General features: G+C 67.0%; 13 protein-coding genes. 2 read left to right on the top strand and 11 right to left on the bottom strand.

Features of this window, described 5'->3' with window-relative positions; genetic code table 11:
• Positions 1–71: 71 nt before the first annotated feature.
• Entirely contained in the window at positions 72–3,062 is a 2,991-nt protein-coding gene (locus RH91_RS01155; RefSeq protein WP_232283365.1) for a TonB-dependent receptor, read from the bottom strand.
• A gap of 324 nt (positions 3,063–3,386) precedes the next feature.
• On the opposite strand from RH91_RS01155, the gene RH91_RS01150 reads away from it, so the two are divergent.
• Entirely contained in the window at positions 3,387–4,280 is an 894-nt protein-coding gene (locus RH91_RS01150) for a glycosyltransferase family 2 protein (protein ID WP_010160639.1), read from the top strand.
• A gap of 3 nt (positions 4,281–4,283) precedes the next feature.
• Here RH91_RS01150 and RH91_RS01145 read toward each other — a convergent pair whose 3' ends face one another.
• The 7 genes from RH91_RS01145 to RH91_RS01115 form a co-directional block, all read right to left on the bottom strand.
• The gene (locus RH91_RS01145; protein WP_232283559.1) at positions 4,284–5,375 is read right to left on the bottom strand and encodes a glycosyltransferase family 4 protein; all 1,092 of its coding nucleotides are present in this window, start codon (positions 5,373–5,375) and stop codon (positions 4,284–4,286) included.
• Between the two features lie 423 nt (positions 5,376–5,798).
• The gene (locus tag RH91_RS01140) at positions 5,799–6,998 is read right to left on the bottom strand and encodes a glycosyltransferase (protein ID WP_010160637.1); all 1,200 of its coding nucleotides are present in this window, start codon (positions 6,996–6,998) and stop codon (positions 5,799–5,801) included.
• Positions 6,999–7,131: 133 nt separating this feature from the next.
• Positions 7,132–8,535: an efflux transporter outer membrane subunit gene (locus RH91_RS01135; protein ID WP_010160636.1), complete on the bottom strand. Its 1,404-nt coding sequence runs from the start codon at positions 8,533–8,535 to the stop codon at positions 7,132–7,134.
• Positions 8,536–8,543: 8 nt separating this feature from the next.
• Positions 8,544–11,747, bottom strand: coding sequence for an efflux RND transporter permease subunit (locus RH91_RS01130; protein WP_010160635.1), 3,204 nt, complete (start codon positions 11,745–11,747; stop codon positions 8,544–8,546).
• Between the two features lie 133 nt (positions 11,748–11,880).
• Positions 11,881–13,140, bottom strand: a complete 1,260-nt coding sequence (locus RH91_RS01125) for an efflux RND transporter periplasmic adaptor subunit (protein WP_010160634.1) — start codon at positions 13,138–13,140, stop codon at positions 11,881–11,883.
• Entirely contained in the window at positions 13,137–13,544 is a 408-nt protein-coding gene (locus tag RH91_RS01120; protein ID WP_010160633.1) for a hypothetical protein, read from the bottom strand. The genes RH91_RS01125 and RH91_RS01120 overlap by 4 nt, the downstream gene beginning before the upstream one ends.
• Positions 13,545–13,877: 333 nt before the next feature.
• Positions 13,878–14,492, bottom strand: coding sequence for a TetR/AcrR family transcriptional regulator (locus RH91_RS01115; protein ID WP_010160632.1), 615 nt, complete (start codon positions 14,490–14,492; stop codon positions 13,878–13,880).
• 144 nt (positions 14,493–14,636) lie between these two features.
• Between RH91_RS01115 and RH91_RS01110 the strand changes: the two genes are divergently transcribed.
• Complete coding sequence (locus RH91_RS01110; protein ID WP_232283364.1) at positions 14,637–15,827, top strand: alpha/beta hydrolase; 1,191 nt, start codon at positions 14,637–14,639, stop codon at positions 15,825–15,827.
• 142 nt (positions 15,828–15,969) lie between these two features.
• On the opposite strand, the gene RH91_RS01105 is transcribed toward RH91_RS01110, so the two are convergent.
• From RH91_RS01105 to RH91_RS01095, 3 genes are read right to left on the bottom strand one after another with little or no spacing between them, the layout of a single operon-like run.
• Positions 15,970–18,303 (bottom strand): xanthine dehydrogenase family protein molybdopterin-binding subunit, encoded by a 2,334-nt coding sequence (locus RH91_RS01105; protein ID WP_010160629.1) that lies wholly within the window; start codon positions 18,301–18,303, stop codon positions 15,970–15,972.
• Entirely contained in the window at positions 18,300–19,286 is a 987-nt protein-coding gene (locus tag RH91_RS01100) for an FAD binding domain-containing protein (protein WP_010160628.1), read from the bottom strand. The genes RH91_RS01105 and RH91_RS01100 overlap by 4 nt, the downstream gene beginning before the upstream one ends.
• On the bottom strand, positions 19,283–19,789 hold the full coding sequence (locus tag RH91_RS01095; protein WP_010160627.1) for a 2Fe-2S iron-sulfur cluster-binding protein: 507 nt from the start codon (positions 19,787–19,789) through the stop codon (positions 19,283–19,285). Before RH91_RS01095 ends, RH91_RS01100 begins: the two co-directional genes overlap by 4 nt.
• Positions 19,790–19,886: the final 97 nt, after the last annotated feature.

The following is a 19,886-nucleotide window of genomic DNA, read 5'->3' as shown; positions in this document are numbered from 1 at the left end:
CGCAGCATCCTGTCAACAATGCTGTCCCGTCCCAGGACGGGGGCGGCGCGTGCCGCCCCCGTCGCGCGACGTCAGAACCCGAGGCGGAACTGCAGCCGGACGTAGCGCGGCGACTGATAGGCGACCGGCTTCTGGTAGTTGGAGTTGGGGGAATCGTCGCTTAACTGTCCGGATTCGTTGAACGAAGTGACGGCTTTGCTGTTCAGGACGTTGAACACGTCGAGCCGGATCGAAGCGTCGAACTGCTTTGGCAACGGCAGATGGACGACGGCACTGACGTCGACTTGCGTACGCCAGTCGCCAGTGAACGCGGTGCCGCGCGGGATCAGCGTGTTGTTACAGTAATAGCTGTAGCCGTGATAGCTGTTGGCATAGGCGTCGACACTGGCAGGAACCGTCCCGATGCAGCTGAAATGCTGCGGCGACTGGACCAGCAGATTGCTCCCGAGATCGAGAAAATCGAACGGACGATAGCTGCCATAGGCCTTGAAGGTATGCCGCCGGTCGCTCGGCAGGTCGCCATAGGCACCGTTGACGAAGCCGGGAGAATCGAAGTCCGACGTGCGGTTGAGCGAAAGCTGACCGTTCTCCGAACGGACGCCGCCCTCGTAATTCCCCTTGTTCATCGCCCAGGTGTAATTGGCCGACAGGCTCCACACGCTGTCGAAGCTGCGGTCGAAGGTGAGCGTCACCGCGTTATAGTTGCGGCTGGGATCGGGGTAGAGCAGGTCGCCCGCCTTGAGCGTCGCGACCGGGGTGGTGCCATCGGGCAGCGCGTTGATCTGCACGGTGACGTCCTTGCCCGGATTGGCGATGACGAAATGCCGCCCGCCCGGATACGCCTTGAGGCACGCCGCCGCGGTAAAGCCCTTGGCCGCGCAATAGACGCGCTCGCCCGCGTCGACCGAGACGTCGTCGATCACGTTGGTCAGCTCGCGGTGCGTGAAATAGGCACCGACGCGGATATGGTCGCTGACCTGCTGGCTGCCCCCGAAGATGAACTCCTGATCCGACTGCGCCGAGAGATTGTTCGCGATCGCACCCGCCGGATTGGACGGCGTGCCATCGGCGGCAACTTCGCAATTGACGGTCTTGGTGTCGGGGCAGGCCATGAAGTTGGTCCCGCCGAGGATCGCGGCGCCCGCGGTCGGCACGCTGCCCGGGCCGCTCGCGCCGTTGAACAGATTGTAGCGCGTGTAGGTGACGAGCTGGCCCGCGACGTTGAGGTTGATGTCGCCTGCGAGCGGCAGGTAATATTTGCCGAAATAGCCGTAGACCTTGGTCTTGCTGTCCCCGAACACGTCATAGGATGCGCCCAGCCGCGGTGCCCATTGGTCGCCGGACGTGTAGAAGGACTCGCCGTTGACGCCCTGGTTGCTGAACCGGTCGTCGCGGACGCCGAGCTGCAGCTTGAGCCGGTCGCGCAGCAGCGACCATTCGTCCTGCAGGTACAGCGCCTGGTTGCGGACTGTCCCCACGCCGTCCTGCGAATAGACGCGGGTCGTGTAATAATCGGTCCCGAGCGGAATCCCCAACCGCGCGGCCGAGGCCGCATTCGCGCGGAAAATCTTGTAGAAGCCGCCGCCGATCGTTTCATAGGTCTGGGTCTGGGTGTCGTCCTCATGATCGTAGCCGACCCGGATATGATGCGACCCGAGCAACTGGACCTGGACGTCCGCATCGAAGCGGTAGAATTCGCGCTCGTTGTCGGTGCGGCTGTACGCGTCGGTCACCTTGTTGAGCCCGACATCGATCCCCGCGTCGTTGGTGCGATAATCGAGCACGCGCGGGTTGGAGATGTCGAGCGGGATGTTGCCCGAGCGCAATTTGTTGACGCCGTACGCGCCCGATACGGTCAGCCACTTGGTCAGCGTGCCGGTATAGCGCCCGACGTAATTGACCCCGCCCGCGCGCGCATCGGTGCCGCCGGTCTGCGCGCCATAAGTGTTGGTGGTGCGGTTGTAATCATAGCTGCGCGTGTGCGTGTCGTTGGTCGTGTCGAAATAGGTGAATTCGAAATGATGCGCGCCGGTGATGTAGCCGTCGAGCTTGCCGCCCCAGAACGGGCTGGTGTTGGTGACCCCGGTGGCATTGTCCTGGTTGGACGCAGGCGTCTTCGAGCGGATGTCGCGGAGGTTGTAGAGACCGTAGAAGAACAGGTGATCCTTGAGGATCGGCCCGCTCGCCTGGAACACCAGTTCCTGCCGGCTCGCGGTCGCGTGACGATAGTCGGTGTTGTAGGTGGCAGGCGAGGATCCGCGCAGGTCGCCCGGTTCCCATGTGCCGGTGACGCTCGCGTGATAGGTGTTCGAGCCCGACTTGGTGGTGGCGACGACATAGCCGCCGGTCGCGCGGCCGAATTCGGCGGGGGCACCGCCGGTCTTGACCTCGACGGTCTGGTAGAAATCGAACGGGACTTCGGTCGGCTGCTGGCCGGAGACGAAATCGGTGACGTTGAGACCGTTGATGTAGAAGGCGTTCTCCGTAAAGGACGCGCCCGAGACGGACACCTGGTTGGCAAAGCCGCCGTTCGCGCCGGACGCGCCCTGGACGGTGCCCGGGGTCAGCAGCATCACGTCGCGCAGCGTGCGGCCGACGGGGACGCGGCTCTGGAGCGAAGCGATGTCGATCACCGCGCCGGTCGTCGTGTCCTGGAAATCGGCGACGCGCTGACGGCGGCCGGTGACGACGATATCGGTGGCGGTGTCAGTGGTTGCCGTGGTGGCGAGGGCGAGCTTGAAGCTGTTCGCGCCGCCGGTGCCGCGCGTCAGCGCGACCGCTTTCTCGGTATAAGGCGCGAAGCCGGGCGCGGTGACGGTGAAGTCGTAATTGCCCGGCGCGAGCTGCGCGATCGTATAAGCGCCCGACTCGTTGGTGGTGGCGGACCGGCTGATCCCGCGATCCGACGCGGTGATGCTGACCTCGGCATTCGCGATCGGCGCGCCTGCGTCCGACGTGACGCGGCCCGAGGCGGCGATGTTGGTATAGTCCTGCGCCGACGCGGGCGCAGCCGAAAGGGTGGCGACCGGAAGCGACGTTCCGAGCAAGAGCAGCGCGCGCACGACGACGGCACGCGAAAAGCGCGTTGAGCAAGTCACTGATGAATCCCCCTGTGATCGATAGAGTCGGTGCCGACTGGCCCCCGCTCCCCGCGGTCCCTCTACCCAGGTCTTGTGGATTTTTTGTGACTATGCGGAAATAAAACCACACTGCTGCGAAGTCGCAGTTCCCGATATCGTGTCGTGCCGTCTCGCGATCAGTCCACGAAAAGCGGGTCGCGACAGCGTACAGTAATAGGCCAGATTGCATGGGGCATCGTTCCGCCCGGCGCTAGCGCGACCTATCATCCGGTCGTATGAAGTCGCAACCGGGGGGTTGAGCCATACATGCCGTTCTCTACGTCACTATCGATTGCGGTCATCATCGCCAGTACGGGACGCCCCCGTGAACTTGCGCAGTGGAAGCAGCAACTTCTGGCCCAGACATGCCAACCGGATGCGGTCTATCTGATCGTTGCGAGTCAGGACGATCTTCCGGCGCCGGACGCGCTTCCCGATGATGCGCGCGTCCTCATTAGTCCGAAGGGTCTGACCGTCCAGCGCAATTACGGGATCGACCGGACGATCGACCAGTTCGATATCATCGCCTTTTTCGACGACGACTATATCGCGTCTTGCCGGGCGATCGAGAACATCCGGGCGCTCTTCCAGGACAATGCCGATTTGATCGCGGCTTCCGGGCATCTGATTCTGGACGGGATCGGTGGCCGGGGGCATGACTATGCGACCGCCCTCGCAGCGGTGTCGGCCTATGATGCGGCAACGCCGCCCCCGATCTGGATCCGGGCGCACGATTCCGGCGTCTATGGGTGTAACATGGCGTATCGCTCGAGCGCGATCGGGGATCTCCGCTTCGACGAACGGCTCCCGCTGTACGGATGGCTCGAGGACGTGGATTTCGGATCGCGGTTGCTCGGCCGGGGAATGGTCGCCTTCACCAACGCGTTCGCGGGGGTGCATCAGGGGGTCAAGAGCGGGCGGACGAGCGGGGTGCGGCTGGGCTATTCGCAGATCGCCAATCCGATCTACCTCTACCGAAAGGGCACGCTGCGGCTGCGCACGGCGTTACGGCGCATGACGAACAATGTCGGGATGAACGTCCTGCGCGCCTTGTATCCCGAGCCGTGGGTCGATCGTGCAGGGCGATTGCGCGGCAACGCAAAGGCGTTCCTGGATCTGATGCGCGGCACGCTGGATCCCGGCAGGATCCTCGACATATGATCTTCAGGCGGGGGTAATCGACCGGGCGGCGGCGTCGAACACGTCCTCATACTGGCGCGCGGCGCGTTCCCAGGAGAAGCGCTTCGCGTTACGATAGCCGCGGCTGCGCAATGTGGTGCGCAAGGTGGCGCTGGACACCACGCGACCGAGGCACCGGGTCAGCCCGGCAAGGTCGTCCGGCTTGAACGACAATCCCCCGATCCCGCCGGTTTCCGCGGTGCCGGGGCTGTCGGCGAAGAGGATGGGGCAGCCGTAGCGTTGTTCCTCGACCAGCGGCAGGCAAAAACCTTCGTAAAAGGACGGGACGACGAGGCAAAGCGCCGTCTGATACAAGGCGGCGAGGGCCGGGTCGCCGATCCCGCGGTGCCGGATCAACCGCGCGGACATGCCCCCTTCGGCCATCGCACCGGACAGCAGCCCCTGGGGATCGTTTCCGACATGGACCAGCATCAGGTCGGGATCGGTCTGGGCAATCCTGCAGAACGCTCTGGCCAGGCTGCCAAGGTTCTTGTTGGGCGCGGCATTTGCCACCGTCAGGACAAAGCGCTTGCCCTCCAGCGTGGCGCGCCAGCGCTCATCCGCTTCCGCGTCCATCGTCGAATCCGACAGGATGACGCGCACCCTGGATGCAACGGCGGGAAAGAAGCGTCGAACATCGTCGGCCGTCGATTCCGATATCGCGATGATAAACCTGCTACGCGAAAGGACGAGATGATGCAGCGCCCACGCCTTTGCGGCGGCGGGTCTGGAATAGAGGCCGGGAATCCCGGCGAAGTAGAGGTCGTGAACGATGGTCACCCGGCTACCTCCACCCATGAAGAGGCCGAGGGGATCGACGTTGACGACGACGTCGAATTTGCTGCGCGGGAAGAAGACCGGCGCCGCCAGCGAACTCAGCGCCATGTCCGCCGCGTGAGACGACGGCGTGGCGATCCGAATCAGTCGGCCGCTCTCGGCGAGCGACGCGGGAAGGTGATGCCGTTCGAATCGCGATCGCAGCGTATAGGTCGCGTGTCCGTTGGCGACGAGACGCCGCAGCAACTCGTGGCCGAAACGTCCGACGCCGGTCGGCTGGCCTGGGCTCTGGCTCGGCATGTTGAACAATATCTTCACGGGAACGACCGAATCTGGCGACGATGGAGAAGGGGAAGCGATGGCGCGGTACGAAACGGTCGGCGTGCCATCGGGCTCGCCGCAGGGTTGGTGGGTGAATCACAAGACGTGTACATCTGGCATGAAAGGCCTTGGGACCTCGGGTGCCTCCCAAGACACAACTTAAACGATGGTAGAGGTGTTTCTACAATATATTTGCCTGCACCGCTCCTTGTTTGAAAGTAAAACAAGATAAACAGCGGAGGCCAGAAGCATCTTGAGACAATACCAGATCAGATGCATTTTGACTGACTTTGAAATCAGGCCAGTCTTATCCAATGCGCGGCACGGGTGCCCATTTCGGCTTCTTGCGGATGACGGTGCCGGTGCGTAGACTCATTCCCGTGCGTTTCCTTGATGATGCGGTCACCCGGCAGCATGGCCCGCCATAATCGGGTACGCGCTGGTCCACGGTGCCAGTGCCACATCCACCCGCTGCTGGACGGAGGCCAGCGCATAGTCGCGCCTGGCATGTGCCCGCCCGCGCGCGGCCATGTCCGCCAGAAGCGCCGGGTCGCGCATCACGGATCCGATCGCATCGGCCAGCGCATGCGGGTCGCCGGGCGCGATCAGCAGTCCGGCGCCGCTGCCTGCGATGATCTCGCTCGCGCCACCCCCGTGCGTCGCGATGACGGGAACGCCTGCCATCATCCCTTCGACGATCACACGACCAAAGGGTTCGGGTTCGGTCGAACAGTGCAGGACGAGGTCCATCGCGGCCATCAGGCGTGCGATATCCTGCCGGAAGCCACAGAAATGGACACGGTCCGCAATCCCGAGGCGGGCAGCGAGGTCGCGCAGCGTGGCGTCCTGCGCTTCTTCCCCAAACAACGGTCCGCCGACGACGAGCAGATGCGCCTCCGCGCTTTTCGCCAGCGCGGTGATCGCGACCGCCTGTCCCTTCCACCCGCAGATCCGGCCGAACACCCCGTAAACGGGCGCTGCACCAAGCCCGAATTCCGCCGCGACCGAGGCGCGGGCGTCTGGCCGCGATACGTGCTCGAACGGTGCCGGATCGATGCCGTTGGGGATGACGGTGACGGGACAACGCCCGCCGACCGCGCGATAGGCGGCGGCGGTCGCTTCGGAATTGGCGATGACAAGCTGCGCGGCGCGGTTGGTCAAGGCGATCACGACGCGGCGGTTGGCGGCGCTGAAATCCGGCGCGGTCATGATATCGTGGAGGTGCCACACCATCGGTCGCCGCGCGACCAGCGCGGCGAGCGCGGTCAGCACCGCGGCCTTTTGCGAATTGGCGTAGGTGATCTTCGCCGTGCGCATCCGGCGCGCGATCGCGAATGCCGTGGTGGCGATCGTCCCGGCCGTGCGCAGGCCACGCAGCATGCCGGTCGTCCGCGCCAGCGCCACCACCCGGGCGGCACCGCCGAGGATCGAGACGTTTACGCCAGACTGTCGCAACGCCTTGAGTAATGGACCATCCGTAAAGAGCAGAACCGAACAACGGTTCCCGATTTGGCGCGCATGATCAAGCAGCGAGAGTTCCGCGCCCCCCATCTGGGCGGCATGATTGACGAACAGGACGTCAACCCCCGGTAGGTCTTTCATGGAGGCACGCGGAGAGTGCATTCGGCAACTGACCCGTGTGCATGCCGCCCCCATGAGGACGGAAGAATAAGTGCCCGGGTCTATAGCATGATTTGCTGGAATCACGCGGATTGATTGCGCGCGCCATCCGGCATCAGCTGCGCTGCGTTTGCCAGCCACCCCCCAGCGCGCGGAACAGGTCGACCTGTGCCCCTGCGATCCGCGCATCCGCCGCCGCGAGTTCGGCATCGCTGTCCGCAAAGGTGCGCTCGGCGTCGAGCACTTCGAGGAAGTCGATCGTCCCCTCGCGCTGGCGCGCGCGCGTGATGCGTGCGGCGGTCGCGGCATTGTCGCGTGCGGACTGGAGCTGCGTGCGGCGGTCGAGCTCGCGCGCGTAGGTCGACAGCGCGGTCTCGGTTTCCTCGAGCGCGGTCAGCACGCTGCCGTCGAAGGTCGCGAGCGCGCCGCGCGTCTCGGCCTGCGCGCCCGCGATCCGCGCGCGCGCGGCGGACTGGTTGAGCGTCCAGTTGAGCAGGGGGCCGACCAGCCAGCGCACCGGGCCGCCGGTGAAGATGTCGCCGACGGTCAGCGCGGTCGACCCGATCGACCCACCGAGCGAGATCTGCGGATAGAGCTGCGAGGTCTGCACGCCGATCCGCGCGGTGGCGGCGGCGAGGCGACGTTCGGCGGCGCGGATATCGGGGCGGCGCGCGAGCAGCGCCGCACCGTCGCCGACCGGGATCGGCTGGTCGAGGCGTGGGGTGGTGGTGCGTGCGCCAGCGGCGGCGGGAAGATCCTGCGGCGTGCGGCCGGTGAGCGTGGCGAGGCGGAACAGCGCGGCCTGCCGCTCGGAGATAATCTGCGGGACGAGTGCTGCGCGCTGGTCGCGCAGCGCGGCGATGCGGACCTGGTCGAGCCTCGTCGCGCGGCCTGCGTCGACTCGTTTGCCGGTGAGCGCGGTGGACTTGTCGAGCAGGTCGACGATGCGGCGCGCAACGCCGAGCCGTTCGGCGGAGGAGGCGGCATCGACATAGGCACGCGTCGTCGCCGCGACGATCGAGACGCGCACCGCATCCGCATCCGCCTGCGCCGCGCCGACATCGCCGCGCGCGGCCTCTATGCCCCGGCGGACGCGTCCCGACAGGTCGACTTCGTAGCTGACGTTGAGGCCGACGTCATAGGTGGCGCGTTCGCGGTCGAGGCCGGGGAGGTTCTGCAACTGCGAGCTGCGCGCGTAATTGCCGCTCGCGCCCGCGTTGATCTGCGGCTCGCGGTCGGTCTTGGCGCCGCGCAGCGAGGCGCGGGCGGTGTCGAGCCGGGCGACCGCGACGCGCAGGTCCGTGTTCGCCGCGAGCGCATCCGCGACGAGACCGTCGAGGACCGGGTCGCGGTACAGCCGCCACCAGGTCTGGTCGGCGGGGGATGTCACCGTCGCGGCGCTGGTCGAGACGAACGGCGCGGCGGCCTTGGGTGGGGCCGGGGGGGCGACATAGTTTGGGCCAGCGGCGCAGGCGGACAGAGCGAGCGCGGAGAGGCCGGTGAGCAGGAGGGTTTTCATGAGCGGTCCTATTCGGCTGGCTGCAGCGCGTGCGGCGCGACGGGGCCATATGGCGTGACGGCTGCTGGGGCAGGGCGGCGGCGTTCGAACCGCTGCGCCAGCGCGCGCGCGACGACGTAGAAGGTGGGGGTGAACAGCAAGCCGAAGCCGGTGACGCCGATCATTCCGAAGAACACCGCCGTCCCGAGCGCCTGGCGCAACTCCGCGCCTGCGCCCTCGGCGATCACCAGCGGCACCGCGCCGAGGATGAAGGCGAAGCTCGTCATCAGGATCGGGCGCAGACGGTCGGTCGCGGCGCGCACCGCGGCCTCGATCGGCGTGAGTCCATCCACGTCCTCCGCTTGCTTGGCAAACTCGACCACGAGGATCGCGTTCTTGGCGGCGAGCGCGATCAGCACCACGAGCCCGATCTGCGTGAGGACGTTATTGTCCATGCCGCGCAGGTTCACGCCCGACATCGCCGCCAGCAGACACATCGGCACAATCAGGATGATCGCGAGCGGGAGCGTCAGGCTCTCATATTGCGCGGCGAGCACGAGGAAGACGAACACCACCGCCATGCCGAAAACGAGCGCAGCCGTGCTCCCCGCCGACTTCTGCTGATAGGCGATTCCGGTCCATTCGTGCGCATAGCCCGTGGGCAAGGCGGTATCGGCGAGCTTCTCCATCGCGACCAGCGACTGGCCCGAGGACGAGCCCTTGGCAGTGTCGCCATCCACCTCGACCGCGGGGAACAGATTGTAGCGCACGACGCGATACGGCCCGGTCTTGTCGCGGAAGGTCGAGACCGACCCGATCGGGACCATCTGCCCGGTGTTCGAGCGCGTCTTGAGGTTGGCGATGTCCGCCGTCGTATTGCGGAACGGCGCATCGGCCTGCGCCGTCACTCGGTAGGTGCGCCCGAGCAGGTTGAAGTCGTTGACGAACGCCGAGCCGAGATAGACCTGCAACGCCTCGAACACGCGCTCGGGCGGCACGCCCAGCATGTTCGCCTTGGTGCGATCGACATCCGCGAAGATGCGCGGGGTGGCAGTGTCGAAGAACGTGTAGACCTGCGCCAGCCCCTTGGTCTGGTTCGCCTTGCCGATCAGGTCATAGGCGGTCTTGCCCATCTCCTGATAGCCATGCCCCTGCTGGTCCTGCACCATCAGCCGATAGCCACCTGCGGAGCCGATCCCCTGGATCAGCGGTGGCGGGACGATCAGCAAGCGCGCCTCGTTGATGTCGGCGGTCGCCTTTTGCGCCTCGGCCATGATCCCGGCGAAGGTGACGCCGAGTTTGCGGCGCTCCTCGAAGCTCTTGAGCGGGATGTAGGCGGCGGCGCTATTGGGGGCGAGCGTCTGCGACGGGCCGTCGAAGCCCGCGAGCATCACCGCGCCCTTGACGCCTGCGAGCGGGAGGATGCGCTTGGCGACCTTCTGCATCACCGCATCGGTGCGCTCGACCGAGGAGCCGGGCGGGAGCTGGATCACGGTCAGGAAGTAGCCCTGGTCCTGTGCGGGGACGAAGCCCGCGGGCGTCACCGTGAAGACGAAGGCAGTGAGCGCGATCAGGCCACCATAGACCAGCATCATCCGGCGCGGTGCGCTGACGAGCCGGAAGGTGAGGCGACCATAGGCCGTGCTCATCCGCTCGAACCCGCGGTTGAACCCATCGCCCACACGCCGGACGAGCCGGGTCAGGCGACCGCCCGAATGCGCATCGGTATGCGGCTTGAGCAGCATCGCCGCGAGTGCTGGCGACAAGGTGAGTGAGAGCAGCAGCGAGATGATCGTCGCGGTCGAGATCGTTACCGCGAACTGGCGGTAGAACGCGCCCGAAAGCCCGGTGAGGAACACGGTCGGGATGAACACCGCGCACAGCACCAGCACGATCGCGACGAGCGCGCCCGACACTTCGTCCATCGACTTGCGCGCCGCATCGAGCGGGGAGAGGCCGTGCTCCAGGTTGCGCTCGACATTCTCGACCACGACGATCGCGTCATCGACGACGATCCCGATCGCGAGCACCAGCCCGAACAGCGAAAGGTTGTTGAGCGAATAGCCCACCGCCGCGAGCACCGCGAAGGTGCCGATCAGCGAGACCGGGATCGCGACGATCGGGATGATCGCCGCACGCCATTTCTGCAGGAAGACGAGGATGACGAGCACCACCAGCACCATCGCCTCGATCAGCGTGTGCTTCACCGCGTCGATCGACTGGGCGATGAACTCGATCGGGTTGTAGATGACCTTGTAGGCGAGCCCCTTGGGGAACTTCTTCGACATCGTCTCCATCTCGGCCGACACCGCCTGCGCGGCGGCGAGCGCGTTCGAGCCGGGGCGCTGGAAGACCGCGGCGATGACGGTGGGCTTGCCGCTGAGATAGGTGTTCGCGCCATAATCCTGCGCGCCGAGCTCGACGCGGGCGACGTCGGAGACCTTGACCTGGCGGCCGTCCGTGTCGGTGCGGATCACGACGTCGGCGAACTGCTTGGGGTCGGTCAGGCGGCCCTGTGTCTCGACGTTGAGCTGGAACGCGTTGCCGGTGGCATAAGGCGGCTGGCCGAGCGTGCCGGCTGCGACCTGGACGTTCTGCGCGCGCAGCGCGGCGACGATTTCGCCCGCGGTCAGGTCGAGCGCGGCGGCGCGACCGGGGTCGATCCAGACGCGCATCGAATAGTCGCGTGCGCCGAACAATTGCACGTCGCCGACGCCATCGATGCGGCTGAGGCGGTCGCGCACCTGCGTCAGCGCGTAGTTGGAGATGTAGCCGCGATCGAGCGAGCCATCGGGCGAGACGAGGTTGACGACCATCAGGAAGTCCGGGCTGGTCTTGCGCGTCACCACGCCGAGGCGCTGCACGTCCTCGGGCAGGCGCGGCACCGCGACTGCGACGCGGTTCTGCACCAGCACCTGGGCTGCATCGAGGTTGGTGCCGATCTTGAAGGTGACGGTGATCGTCACTTTGCCATCGCCGGTCGATTGCGACGACTGGTACAGCATGTTGTCGACGCCGTTGATTTCCTGCTCGATCGGCGCGGCGACCGTCTCCGCGACCGTCTCGGCCGAGGCACCGGGATACGTCGCGCTGACCGTCACGGTCGGCGGCACGATGTCGGGATATTGCGACACCGGCAGGCTGAAATAGGCGATCAGCCCGACGATGGTGATGACCACCGCGATGACCCCGGCGAAAATCGGCCGGGTGATGAAGAAGCGCGAGAAGCGCATGATGCGAGTTCCTATTCCGCGGGCACACTCCCCCCTTCCCCGGCGGAGGCCGGGGCCCAGGAGTGGAACGGCAGTGATTGGAGCCGAGAGTGCGTCCCGACTGGGCCCCGGCCTTCGCCGGGGTAGAAGGCGGCTATTTGGTCAGCGTCGCTTCGCCTGCGATCGGCTGCGCCATCGGAGCGGATGCATCCGCCGACACCGCGATCCGGCCCACCGTCGGCGTAACCTTCGCCCCCGGCATCGCCATCTGCGTGCCCTTGATGATGATCCGATCCTGCGGGCCAACGCCCGAGCGGATCACCCGCATTCCGTCGACCACCGCGCCGAGCACCACCGGCTTGGCGGTGACGACGTTGTCGCGCCCGACCGTCAGCAACACCTTGCGCGCCTGGTCGGTCTGCACCGCATCGTCGGGGACGAGCAGCGCGGGCCTGGTCCCGGCACTCGCGAGCCGCATGTTGCCGAACATCCCCGGCGTCAGGAACAGCCCCGGATTGGGCAGCACCGCCCGCCCGCGGATCGTCCCCGAATGCGTGTCGAGGCCGTTGTCGGTGAAGTCGAGCTTGCCCTTCCAGCGATGCGCGGTCTCGTCCTGCAACTGGATCTCGACCGCGGGGGCGGCGGCCCCCGGCTGGCGCGCGCGCTGGGTCTTGAGGTAGAGCGCCTCGGAGCCGTCGAAGGTGAAGTAGATCGGGTCGAGCGCGTTGATCGTGGTGAGCACGGTGCCGCCAGTGCCTTCGCCGCCCGCGACCTGATTGCCCGCATCGACCTTGCGATCCGAGATGCGCCCGCCGATCGGCGCGCGGATTTGCGTGAACGACACGTCGAGCGCGCGCGCCCGGACGCGCGCCTGCGCGGCGGCGAGCCCGGCCTGCGCGGCTTGCAACTTGCCGCGGAGCGCGTCGACTTCGCCTGCCGATACCGCATCGTCCTTGATCAGCCGAGTCGCGCGACCGAGATCGGTGCGCGCGAGCACCAGTGCGCTTTGCGCGCTCGCTTCATTGGCGCGCGCTTCCGCGAGCGCGGCGGCGAAGGGGCGGGCGTCGATCGTGAACAGCAACTGCCCCGGGCGGACCACGTCGCCGTCGTGGAAATGCACGCCCGTCACTTCGCCCGCGACACGCGGGCGCACCTCGACCGACCGGCTCGGTGCGAAGCGACCGACATAATCGTCCCACTCGCTGACCTGGCGGACCAGCGGTGCGGCGACCGTGACCGCGGCGGGGGGCGGCGCGGCGGCGACCGCGTCGGAATGGTCGAACAGCTTGACGCCGACGACCCCGGCGATCGCGATCGGCACGAGGATGAGCCCGCGCTTCTGCCAGCGCGTCCAGCCCGCGCGGGGGCGTGGCGCGGCGTGCTGCGTGGTGTCGATCGGGGCTTGCATGTTCATGCGGGGACTCTCCGACTGGTCTGGCCGACGCGCATCCCGGTGACGCTGGTGACGAGCGTCTCCATCTGCGCTTCGGAGAAGCCGTTTTCGTGGAAGTTGCTGATCTCGGTCACCGGCAGCGCGAAGCCGCGATGGCGCGCATAGACCGCGGCGCGGCGCAGCGCCTCGAGCTTGGGGTCCGCGAGCCGCGATGCGGTGCCCCGCCCGAACAGACCACCAAGCGCGCGGGACATGCGGCCCGGCGTCCGCAGGCTGCCCAGGCTATCGCGCTGGGACAGGGCGATGACGCTCCATTCGAGTGCGGAGAAGCTGGTGGGTAAGGGGCTGGCCGTCTGGGCGCTGGCGAACTGGGTACGGCTGCAGACGGGTGCGGCGAACGGATTGCTGATGTCGTAATAGGCCATGGAAATTCCCCCTTTGGGTCTTTGCCGATGAAGCGGACGAGTGAAGGCTGTCGCGGACGAACAATCGTCAGCGGGGCGCCGTTTTGATGGACGTGCGATCCCACCGGCGGGCACGCACTGCGTGCCGCCATGCGGATCGAAAATCAGGATGAGCACGCGGATTTCGCCGCGTGTGGGTCAGGTGGTTGTCTGGATCATGGGCGGAAACCCTTCGTGCGACGCCGGGTCCGCATCGGAACCAACTTCAATACCAGTCGGTATATAAAGCGGGCATCCAGCGCGTCAACTGCATTCTATACCGTATCGAATATTTATCGCCAGTGGTCCGACACTTTATTTGGTTGGCCAGACGAGCATGCTGGTCGCGACCAGTTCGCTGAGCTCGGCGCAGGTCGCGCCCGATCCGCCCTGCAGCGCGATCCCCTGCAGGATCGCGAACAGGAACCGCATCAGCGCCGCCGGGGTCATCCCCTCGGGGAGTTCGCCCGCAGCCTGTGCCTGCTCGAACCGGCGGATCAGCGCCGCTTCGGACGAAGCGCGGCGCTTGACGACCTCGGCCTTGATCGGCTCGGCTTCCGCGCCGCACGTAGCCGCGCTGATGACGCCGAGGCAGCCTTTGGGATCGCAGGTGCTCATCTGCATCTGGAGCGCGCCCGTCAGCAACCGTTCCGCGACTCCCCGCGCGGTCGGCGCCTCGAGCGCCGAGGTCATGTACGCGAGCTTCTCGCGCTCGTAGAGATCGAGCGCCTTGTGAAACAGCGCCTCCTTGTTGCCGAACGCGGCATACAGGCTTGGCTTGGTGATCCCCATCGCGCCGGTCAGCTCGGCCATCGACGCGGCCTCATAGCCATTGCGCCAGAACACCAGCAGGGCCTTGCCGAGCGCTTCGTCGACATCGAACTCGCGGGGCCGGCCTTTCGGGGCGGGGAGGGAACACACGCTATTCATACCGAGCGGTATATAGGCATTCCCGACCAAACGTCCAGCCGAGCCGCGGTACGGTTGCAGCCGGGGCACGGACCGCACATAGTCGGGCATAAACAGGGGGGATGGCACATGCGGATCACACGGAGCCGGGCTTTTGGGGGCGTGATGCTCTCCGCCATGATGGCATGTGGTACGCCGCTCGCCGCGCAAACCCCGCCGTCAGCGGTCGTCCCGGCCAAGGTTGCAGCAAGTTGCCTGCCGCAGAGCTTCTACGCGCAGGTCCAATACCAGTCGGTCGAAGTGCTGCCGGATGGCCGCGTGACCTTCCGCCTGTGCGCGCCCGAAGCGCGCGAGGTTCGCGTGACCAGTTCCGATCTCCCCGGCATCGTGCCGGCGGGCAACCCGCCGGGCAGCCCGGTCGGGCTCGCGATGGCGAAGGACGCCTCCGGCCTGTGGAGCGTCACCACCGCCGGCGTGGTCGCGCCCGACACCTATCGCTTCAACTTCCGCGTCGATGGCGCGCGCGTCCCCGACCCGCGGGGGACGCATTTTTCGGAGGAGCGCACCGGGACCAACAGCGTGTTCGAGGTGCCGGGCGCCGCCGGCGCGTTCCAGACGTTCCGGCGCGACGTGCCGCACGGCGCGGTCGCGACGATCCATTACTGGTCCAAGGCGATCGGCGCTGAGCGCCGCGCGCATGTCTACACCCCGCCGGGGTATGAAAAGGGGCGTGGCAGCTATCCGGTGCTGTACCTCATCCACGGCGCGGGCGACAGCGACGACAGCTGGACCTCGGTTGGCCATGCCAATTTCATCCTCGACAACCTCATCGCGAGCGGGCGCGCCAGGCCGATGATCGTCGTGATGCCGTTCGGCCATACGCCCGATCGCCCGCAGCCGAACCTGCTCGTCAACACCGACTTCGGCAACGACCTGATTGGCGACCTGATCCCGCTGGTCGATTCGACCTACCGGACGATCGCCAGACCCGACTCGCGCGCGATGGCGGGGCTGTCGATGGGCGGTGCGCACACGATCCGCTTCGGGCTGACGCACCCCGAGCTGTTCCACTGGACCGGGATCTTCAGCATGGGACTCGGGGTCAATGGCGACCTGCAACAGGTGACGGATTACGAGACCGCCAACGCCGCCGCGCTCGACCGCGACGCGCGCGAGATGCGGCTGGTCTATTATGCGATCGGCAAGGACGATTTTCTCTACGGCACGTCCGCGCCGACGCGCGCGTTGCTCGCGAAGCATAAGGTGAAGGTGACGTATAACGAGAGCACCGGTGGGCATACGTGGATCAACTGGCGGCGCTATCTCGAGGATTTCGCGCCGAAACTGTTCCGGTGAGGTGGGGGTGTTCGGGTAGGCCGGGCTAGGTCACACCCTACCACCGTTCGTTTCGAGCGAAGTCGAGAAACCTGGCACAGCGCAGGTTTCTCGACTTCGCTCGAAACGAACGGTGGGTCCGGGGACCGCGCGCCCCCCCCCCCTACAGCAGCTTGTCGAGCGTGATCGGCAAGTCGCGCACCCGCCGCCCGGTCGCATTGAAGATCGCGTTCGCGACCGCCGCGCCGACGCCGGTGATCCCGATCTCGCCGATGCCGTGCGCGCCCATCGGGGTGTGCGGGTCGGCGATGTCGGTCCAGATCACGTCGATCTCGGGAACGTCGAGGTGCACCGGCACGTGATATTCGGCGAGGCTCGGGTTCATGATCCGGCCGTTGCGTTCGTCGAACTGCGTCTCCTCCATCAGCGCGAGGCCCAGCCCCATGATGATCCCGCCGCGGAACTGGCTGCGCGCGGTCTTGGGGTTGAGGATCCGCCCGGTGTCGAACGAGCCGAGGAAGCGGCTGACCCGCGTCTCGCCGGTCACCGCGTTGACGCGGACTTCGCAGAACATCGCGCCGTGCGAATGCATCGACCAGTGCATCAGCTCGAGCGGCTGCGACCCCTGTTCCATGACCGTCACCGACGTGCGCTGCGCGCGTTCGAGGATCGAGACGTAGCTCTCGCGTTTCGTGGCATCGTCGAGCCGCGCGAGGCCGCCGTCCTCGCTCCCGATCTGGTCGGCGGAAAGCCCGGCCAGCGGCGAGTCGTTCCCCGCGAGCTTGAGCAGCTCGGCGACTAGCGCGTTGTGCGCGGCGATCACCGCCGCACCGATCGCGGCGGTCTGCTGCGATCCGCCCGCCAGAATCGCGCCGGGGATGATCGAATCGCCGTAGCGGACCTCGACCTTGTCCATCGGCAGCCCGAGCCGTTCGGCGGCGACCATCGCGGTGGTGGTCGACGTGCCCATCCCCATTTCGTGCGCCGCGACCTCGACCAAGGCAGTCCCGTCGCGATTGAGCGTGATCCGCGCGGCACCACCGGGCATCCGGTAATAAGGATAGGTCGCGGTCGCGCAGCCCATGCCGACGAGCCATTCGCCGTCTCGGTGCGACCGGGGGACCGGGTTGCGTTTGGCCCAGCCGAACCGTTCCGCGCCGGCGTGCCACGCCTCGACGATGTGGCGCGAGGAGAAGGGCAGGCCCGAGGTCGGGTCCTGCTCGGGCTCGTTGCGGAGCCGCAGGTCGATCGGATCGATCCCGAGCTCGACTGCGAGCTCGTCGATCGCCGATTCGAGCGCGAACGTGCCGACCGCCTCGCCCGGCGCGCGCATGAAGGTGTTGGCGAGCATGTTCATCGTCACCGTCTCGACCGACAGCTTGAAGCTGTCCGCCGCATAGGCGCCGCGGGTTCCCGCGATGAACGGCTCTGGCATGTTGTTGTGCGGCGTCATCGCGACGGTGCCGGTGTGGATCAGCGCGGTCAGGTGCCCGTCGGCATTCGCGCCGAGCGCGACGCGTTGCTCGGTCAGCGTTCGCCCGCCGACGATGCGGTAGACGCCCTCGCGCGACAGCGCGATCCGCACCGGGCGCTGTGCGAGCTTGGCTGCGGCCGCGCCGATGATTTGGTGATCCCACAGGCATTTGCCGCCGAACCCGCCACCGACATAGGGCGAGGTGACGCGGACCTGCTCGGGCGTGAGGTCGAACACGTCAGCGATCGTCGCCGCCTCGGCGGTGACGAGCTGGCTCGCGTCATGGATGACGAGCGTGCCGTCGACCCAGGCGACCGTGGTCGCATGCGGTTCGATCGCATTGTGGTTGTGGCGCGGGGTACGGTAGACGTGGTCGACCCGGTGCGTTGCCGCCGCGAGCGTCGCCTCGGCGTCGCCGATCTCGGTCAACAGCGGCTGGCCCATGAATAGGCCCGGCTGCGCGCCGCCCGCCTTGGCGCCCTCGAACGTGGTGGTCGACGGTTCGGGCGCGTAGCGCGTCTCGATCAGCGAAGCAGCGTGGTCCGCCTGTTCCTGCGTCTCGGCGAGGACCACCGCGATCGGCTGGCCGTTCCAGTGGATGCGGTCGTCCTGGAGGATCGGCAGGTCGCTCGGCCCCGCCGCCGTTGGGGAGGAGCCGAACACCGCGGGCTTGTTCATCCGCGGCGCGTTCAGATGCGTCATCACCAGCACGACCCCGGTCGCCGCCTCGGCCGAAGCGGTGGTGATCGACGCGATCCGCCCGCGCGGGATCGTCGCGAAGACGAGCGCAGCGTAGACTATGTCGTCGAGCGCGACCTCGGCGGCGAAGCGGGCGCTGCCCTGCACCTTGAACGCGCCGTCGAGTCGCGACACCTCGCTGCCGATCAATCCGTGCTGCTGCCGGATCAGCGGATCGGGGACGCCTCCCGGAATCCAGCTGTCGGGGGCGAGCGGGACGAGCTTGCTCATCACGCCCTGGACCGCGCTCTGCACCGCGACCTTGGCATCCTCGACGATGGTCATGCTGCTGCTCCGGCTAGGTCGCCGAGAACGGCGATGAGGGTCCGCGTGAGGAGGTCGGGCTTGAACGCATTGTCGCGCAGCGGTTTCGCATCCGCCAGTTCGGCGAGCGCGGCATCGCGGAACGTCGCTTCGGTCGCGGGGCCGCCGCGCAGCGCGGCTTCCGCCTTGAGCGCGCGCCACGGTTTGTGCGCGACCCCGCCGAACGCGATCCGCACGTCGCGGATCTCGCCGTCCGCAACGTCGAGCGCAGCGGCGATCGAGACGAGCGCGAACGCATAGCTCGAACGGTCGCGCACCTTGCGATAGCTCGACCGCGTGGCGAACGGCAGCGCGGGAAGTTCGATCGCGGTGATCAGTTCGCCCGCCTCGAGCACCGTGTCGAATTCGGGATGGTCGCCCGGCAGCCGGTGGAGGTCGGTGAACGGCAGCGTCCGCGCACCGCCCGCGCCTTCGATGTGGACGGTCGCGTCGAGCGCGGCGAGCGCGACGCACATGTCCGACGGATGCGTCGCGACGCAGGCGACGGATGCGCCGAGGATCGCGTGGATCCGGTTGAACCCCTCCGCCGCATCGCACCCGGATCCCGGTGCGCGCTTGTTGCAGCGCGATCCGGCGGTGTCGTAGAAATAGGTGCAGCGCGTCCGTTGCAGCACATTGCCGCCGACCGTCGCCATGTTGCGGATCTGCGGCGACGCCCCGGCGAGGATCGCGCGCGCGAGCATGGGGTAGCGTGACCGTACCGCGCGATGCTCGGCAAGCGCGGTGTTGCGCACCGCCGCACCGATCATCAGCCCGCCGCCGTCGGTCTCGACGATGTCGGCCGGAAGCCCGGTGACATCGACCAGCGTCGTCGGTTTGGCGATCGTCTCGCGCATCAGGTCGACGATGTTGGTGCCGCCGCCGAGATAGGCGGTCGCATCCCCCGCGCCGAGCCGGAGCGCGTCGGCAGCGTCGGTCGCGCGCGCGAAGCTGAAGGGGGTCATGCCGCCATCTCCGCGTCGATCGTTTCGCGGATCGCGTCGATGATCCCGTTATGCGCGCCGCAGCGGCACAGATTGCCGCTCATCCGCTCCTGCAACTCCTCGCGGGTCAGAACCACGTCGCCGTCGAGGTCGGCCGAAACGTTGCTCGGCACGCCGCGCTTTGCCTCCGCCGCCATGCCGATCGCCGAGCAGATCTGCCCGGGCGTGCAATAGCCGCACTGGAACCCGTCATGGACGATGAACGCCTGTTGCAGCGGATGCAGCGCACCATCCGCACCGATCCCCTCGATCGTGGTGACGCTGCGCCCGTCATATTGCACGGCGAGCGCGAGGCATGACAGGATCCGCTCGCCATCGACCAGCACGGTGCACGCGCCGCACGCGCCCTGGTTGCAGCCCTTCTTGGTGCCCGACAACTGAAGCCCTTCGCGCAGCAGATCGAGCAGCGAGACGCGCGGATCATCCGGGATCGCGACGCTGGTGCCATTGACGGTTATCGACATTGCGACCCTCCCACTCAGACGTGCTGGCGGTTAGACCGCGCTGACGGGGTCTTTAGTAGGACTTGCCGGGAGCGGTTGCCATGCCCGGCGGGGCGAA

It is taken from the genome of Sphingomonas sp. PAMC 26617 (genome assembly GCF_000242835.1).
Taxonomy (GTDB): Bacteria; Pseudomonadota; Alphaproteobacteria; order Sphingomonadales; family Sphingomonadaceae; genus Sphingomonas.
This window is presented reverse-complemented; position numbering and strand designations above follow the sequence as displayed.

Bases quoted from the DNA above. Each gene is read 5' to 3' on its own strand.
- RH91_RS01150 (WP_010160639.1), top strand. From the start codon at position 3,387: ATGCCGTTCTCTACGTCACTATCGATTGCGGTCATCATCGCCAGTACG.
- RH91_RS01145 (WP_232283559.1), bottom strand. From the start codon at position 5,375: ATGCCGAGCCAGAGCCCAGGCCAGCCGACCGGCGTCGGACGTTTCGGC.
- RH91_RS01140 (WP_010160637.1), bottom strand. From the start codon at position 6,998: ATGAAAGACCTACCGGGGGTTGACGTCCTGTTCGTCAATCATGCCGCC.
- RH91_RS01135 (WP_010160636.1), bottom strand. From the start codon at position 8,535: ATGAAAACCCTCCTGCTCACCGGCCTCTCCGCGCTCGCTCTGTCCGCC.
- RH91_RS01130 (WP_010160635.1), bottom strand. From the start codon at position 11,747: ATGCGCTTCTCGCGCTTCTTCATCACCCGGCCGATTTTCGCCGGGGTC.
- RH91_RS01125 (WP_010160634.1), bottom strand. From the start codon at position 13,140: ATGAACATGCAAGCCCCGATCGACACCACGCAGCACGCCGCGCCACGC.
- RH91_RS01120 (WP_010160633.1), bottom strand. From the start codon at position 13,544: ATGGCCTATTACGACATCAGCAATCCGTTCGCCGCACCCGTCTGCAGC.
- RH91_RS01115 (WP_010160632.1), bottom strand. From the start codon at position 14,492: ATGAATAGCGTGTGTTCCCTCCCCGCCCCGAAAGGCCGGCCCCGCGAG.
- RH91_RS01110 (WP_232283364.1), top strand. From the start codon at position 14,637: ATGCTCTCCGCCATGATGGCATGTGGTACGCCGCTCGCCGCGCAAACC.
- RH91_RS01105 (WP_010160629.1), bottom strand. From the start codon at position 18,303: ATGACCATCGTCGAGGATGCCAAGGTCGCGGTGCAGAGCGCGGTCCAG.
- RH91_RS01100 (WP_010160628.1), bottom strand. From the start codon at position 19,286: ATGACCCCCTTCAGCTTCGCGCGCGCGACCGACGCTGCCGACGCGCTC.
- RH91_RS01095 (WP_010160627.1), bottom strand. From the start codon at position 19,789: ATGTCGATAACCGTCAATGGCACCAGCGTCGCGATCCCGGATGATCCG.